Here is a 4,493-nt window from a genome sequence, read left to right as displayed (position 1 = left end):
TCGAGCATCACCCGGCCGGCCTTCCTCGCCGCCATGCCGGCCTGGCAGGCGACGCGCACCGCCTCGGTCAAGATCAAGCCCGGCGCGCAGGCCTGCGTGCTGGCGCTCAATCAGCATGCCGACAACGCGGTCAACCTGCAGGGCTCGACCAATGTGGCGATGGCCGGCTGCGTGATCGCGGCCAATTCGGACGCCGCCGACTCCGTCAACCGCGGCGGCTCGGCGGTCGTCAGCGCAGCTTGCGTCTCGACGGTCGGCGCCACGCAAGGGTTGACGCCGCCCAGCGCCACGCTTTCCTGCGGCACGCCGCATGAGAACCAGTACGCCTCGTTCGATCCGCTGGCCGACGTCGTTCCGCCTGCCTACACGCTCTGCCTGCCGGTGCCCAACGGCAAGACAATAACGCTCTCGCCGGGCACCTATTGCGACAAGACCCTGTCGGGAAAGATCACCCTCAATCCGGGCACCTACATCATGCGCAACGTCGTCATAAAGCCGGGCGGCAACGGCAGCCTGAGCGGCCAGGGCGTGACGATGTTCCTGATGGAGAACTCGCAGCTCTACATCAATGCCAACGAGCAGGTGAACCTCTCGCCGCCCACCAGCGGCCCCTATGCCGGCATCACCATCTACCAGGCGCATGGCAACACACGGGCGCTGACGCTGAACGGCGGATCCGGCTCGCTGGTGAGCGGTTTCATCTACGCTCCGGATGCCGCCATCACCTACACCGGAAATTCGGACATGAGCGCCCAGGGCAGCTGCCTGCGGCTGGTGGGCGACACCGTGGCAATGACGGGAAACTCTGCCGTGAAGTCGAACTGCACGGCCGAACTGGGGAACCGGGAGATGTATGCGGGCCGGATGGTTACCCTGGCGAGGTGAGACGGAAAGCGGCAGCGGCTCGCAAGGCCGCGGTGACCGATCTCCTGATGGAAAATCGATGGCCCGGCCGCCACGCCGAATTACGCGATGATGTCGGCGCCCGGCTGCTCGTCGAAGAGCACCGCGCAGCCGCGCTCCAGCGCAACCTGCGTCAAGGCGGTGGTCGCATCCTCGTCCGACGAGACGAAATCGCCGGTCAGCACGCGCAGTTCCTCGACGGCCCTCGACATAGGCACGACGCGCCCGGCCGAACGGTCGCTCACGCATGCGTCGATGACGCACAGAAGATCGATGAGTTCGAAATGATCCATGGCGGCCTCCGCTGCGGCCATCCCTTCGCCCTGTCAACGGCGTGTGGCGCGGACTGGTTCCCAGGCCGGCTTCATCCCTGCGGCCTTGCCGGCGCGAGCTTGAGGTCGAAGCGGGCCGGCAGGCATGGCTCGATACAGGCCTTGCGCACCGATCCGGTTGTCATGGTGTCGATTGGAAGAGGGACTATCATCCGAGCGTGGCGTGCCGGCCAGAGCGGCCTGCCAAAGAGAAGGAGACGCCGCCGATCATCAGCGCCAGGAGCAGTGCCGCAAACAGGTTCGCGATCATGTTGCCGGGTTGCACGGCCAGCAACTCCAGGAGCGATTGAAGGGAAAGGCGTGCCCGTCATATCGCAGGAATGGCGGGCACGCTTCCGTCGACCGCCGATGAAGGGACTTGTCCGGCGGCTTGCTACCAAATGTATTGATGGCGCTGTTGTTTCTTGAAAATCGGCGACTCGGGCCTCTGCGTTCGGCGGCTGAGACTTCAGTCTGAAAACCGCTTCGGACCGTCGCCCGAGAGCCGGGCAATCGCTTTCGGCTGCCGTTGCCCGGCCATAGAAATCGGCGGAAGGAGAGAAGACATGGCCTGCTGACGCTTCCGCCTTTTGACAGGCCGCTCCAACTGTTGCTCCTTCCAATTCACGGTAGAAATCAGGCCTCGAGGTCCATGGGCTGATGGCCGGGCTGCTGGTGCCAAAGCACCTGGCGATAATCCGTCAATTCGACGACCTGCGTGCAGACCGGGCAGATGTAGCTGTCGCAGCATTGGCGAAGGGCCGGCGACCCGCGGGGACGCGAATAGGCTTTGACGACTTGATCAAGCATGGTTTCCTCCTGGTGGTTGTTGATTATCCCAGCCCAAAGCTTCTTCCCCCTCGCCGGCATGTCGCGCCGCCGCGGCGCTCGGCCAGCGCTGGAACAGGTTCGGCATGATGCTGATTGGGGAACGCACGAGGCCGCGATGATATCGCCTTGATTGTTGCCGAGGGTCGCATCGAATTCTCCCTGTCGGGCGAAAACGGATGGTCCCTCAACCACCGCCGTGCCAGCGCAAAAAGAGCAAAGCACCGGCGACAAGGTTCCGCATTAACTTCGGATAAGGCGCAATGAAATCTTCCCAAAATTCTCCGACCGCCGGGAGCGCCCAGTATATTAGCTGCCACTCATAATAAGGTGTTGAATGAGACGGCGGTCGCCGACGATCGCAACGTCAGGCGCCGCTTCACATGGGAGGGAAACCACGTGTAGCCCGGCAGCCGCACGATCTCGACACGCGTCTTGGCGGGCGCGTGGACCGACTCCTGTGAAGGATACCGTTCTGAAACCAGACCCGTCGCGCGACCCACCGCGCCGCGATGCCGCATGAGGATGCGCCCGCCTTCATGAAGACGCTGAGCGCTCTTCCCTCAACCCTCGGTCGGGACGCGCTCAGGCTCACGGTACTGACCGCTGTGCGTTCGAATGAGACTCGCAAGGCGACCTGGGCCGTGTTCGATCTCGACAAGGCGGGCTGGTCGATACCCGCGGCCAGAATGAAGATGAAGGAGCCCACGTCGTTCCGCTCGCCCCCGCTACGGTCAAGCTGCTGCGCGCGCTGCACCAGCGTCACCTCGCATTACACGGCGAGGTTAAGCCGGAGAGCCTGCTGTTCAGCTTCACAGGTGACAAGCCGTTCAGCGATATGACCATGCTAAAGGTTCTGCGGGACATGAAGGTTGGGAATGCGACCGTTCACGGCTTTCGCAGCACGTTCACCGATTGGGTGGCCGAATGCACCAACGTGCCGAAGGAAGTCGCAGACAAGGCTTTGGCACATCGCATCGCCAACACGGTTGAAGCAGCCTATCGGCGCACCGATTTTTTTGACCGGCGTCGTGTGCTGATGAACGAGGGCCGAGTTTCTCCTGGGCTAAGTGCAGGGCGAACCGCTCGACCTCACTGCCGAGGAGAACGCCACCATTGGGGCGCTAAACGCCGAATATCAGAAGCTCGAGGCCGAATATGTCCGAACTGAACCGGCTGATGCCCGCTCAGCCAGAAGGTCTTGATCCAGCAATTGCGCGAGATGGAGGCGCACGGCATCGTGAGCCGCACGGTGTTCCCGCAGGTGCCGCCAAGAGTGGATTATGAAGCGACGCCGCTGGGCCAAAGCGTGAGGCCAGTTCTACTTGACCTGTGCAAATGGGGCCGCCGCCACGCCGCCGAGCTCGACGAACTCGATAGCCTCGGCGATGGCGGGAAACTGTCGCTGCCCGTTAGTCTAGCCGCGCGGCGCGTCGTCTTCGCCCTCGACCATCAGCTTTCCGATCAATTCGCGAACCCAGCGCTGCCCGGCATGGCCGTGACAACGCTCGTGCCAGATCAAGCCGATATCGAACCGCTCGCTCAGCCAGGGCAGATCGATGATCGTCAGCCTTTCCGATTGGGCACGAAACAGCCGCCTGGGTACGAGCGCGACAAGATCGCTGCTGGAAACAATTTCGGGAATGAACAAGAACGAGCCCGCTGACATGACGACATTGCGCCGATAACCGAGAACCCCCAAGGCGTCGTCAACTGGTGTCTCGAAATTGCCGCCTCGCCGTGAGACGATGATATGTTCCATCCTGACATAGTTCTCGATCGTCAGGCCAGGCTTCAGATCCGGGTGGCTTTGCCTGCCGATGAGGACATATGTTTCCTCGTAAAGATGACATGCACGTAGATGCGGCATCGCGGGATCGGGTGTGGCGATCACCAAATCGATATCGCCGTTCGCCAACTGCTGTTCCATGAGGGCGGGGGACAGGTGCCAAACCGCCACGCGCACGCCTGGTGCTATCCGCCGGAGCGCTAAGACGAGCGGCATCACAACGGCTGCCTGGACATAATCCGAGCAAGCGATCGACACAGCGAGTTGCGCCGTTTCGGGATCGAAGTCCCTGTGGGATTGCAGTGTCGAGCGCACCCGATCCAACGCCTCGCGCAATTGCGGGGCAAGTTCTGTTGCCTTGGCGGTCGGGGTCATTCCGCGCTGGGCGGGAAGAAGCAAGGGATCGTCGAACAAATCCCGCAGCCGCGCGAGTTGCGCACTGACTGCCGGCTGGCTGAGATGCAGCTTCGCCGCCGCCTTGGTGACGTTCCGTTCGGCGAGCAGCACTTCGAGCGTTGCCAGAAGGTTGAGGTCGATGCGGCTGGTATCTACCACCTTTATTCCCGAACAAAATATAATCGATTTCAAATATGGCCGGAAAGCCTCCATCCTGCAAGCATCGACGCGGGAGCTTCACCAATCTCTCCCGCGGGAGGCAAGGA

At 62.3% G+C, this 4,493-nt stretch carries 5 protein-coding genes and 1 pseudogene; 2 read left to right on the top strand and 4 right to left on the bottom strand.

Going from position 1 to position 4,493, the window contains the following annotated elements; all coding sequences use genetic code 11:
• Window positions 1-885 (top strand): pilus assembly protein (locus tag EOA28_RS26050; RefSeq protein ID WP_128315432.1); only part of this gene is annotated, 885 nt, incomplete at its 5' end.
• Between the two features lie 80 nt (window positions 886-965).
• Here the strand turns inward: EOA28_RS26050 and EOA28_RS26045 are convergent.
• From EOA28_RS26045 to EOA28_RS26040, 3 genes are all read right to left on the bottom strand, one after another.
• On the bottom strand, window positions 966-1,196 hold the full coding sequence (locus tag EOA28_RS26045) for a hypothetical protein (RefSeq protein ID WP_126061553.1): 231 nt from the start codon (window positions 1,194-1,196) through the stop codon (window positions 966-968).
• A gap of 654 nt (window positions 1,197-1,850) precedes the next feature.
• Window positions 1,851-2,024 (bottom strand): hypothetical protein, encoded by a 174-nt coding sequence (locus EOA28_RS39030; RefSeq protein ID WP_189342191.1) that lies wholly within the window; start codon window positions 2,022-2,024, stop codon window positions 1,851-1,853.
• Between the two features lie 338 nt (window positions 2,025-2,362).
• Window positions 2,363-2,563: a hypothetical protein gene (locus tag EOA28_RS26040; protein WP_128298050.1), complete on the bottom strand. Its 201-nt coding sequence runs from the start codon at window positions 2,561-2,563 to the stop codon at window positions 2,363-2,365.
• Between the two features lie 665 nt (window positions 2,564-3,228).
• Between EOA28_RS26040 and EOA28_RS26035 the strand changes: the two are divergent.
• Window positions 3,229-3,432 (top strand): annotated as a pseudogene (locus EOA28_RS26035) (helix-turn-helix domain-containing protein); the annotation flags it as partial.
• A gap of 27 nt (window positions 3,433-3,459) precedes the next feature.
• Here EOA28_RS26035 and EOA28_RS26030 read toward each other — a convergent pair.
• The gene (locus EOA28_RS26030; protein ID WP_127253749.1) at window positions 3,460-4,440 is read right to left on the bottom strand and encodes a LysR family transcriptional regulator; all 981 of its coding nucleotides are present in this window, start codon (window positions 4,438-4,440) and stop codon (window positions 3,460-3,462) included.
• Window positions 4,441-4,493: the final 53 nt, after the last annotated feature.

This window comes from Mesorhizobium sp. M2A.F.Ca.ET.067.02.1.1, assembly GCF_004023285.1.
GTDB lineage: Bacteria > Pseudomonadota > Alphaproteobacteria > Rhizobiales > Rhizobiaceae > Mesorhizobium.
This window is presented reverse-complemented; position numbering and strand designations above follow the sequence as displayed.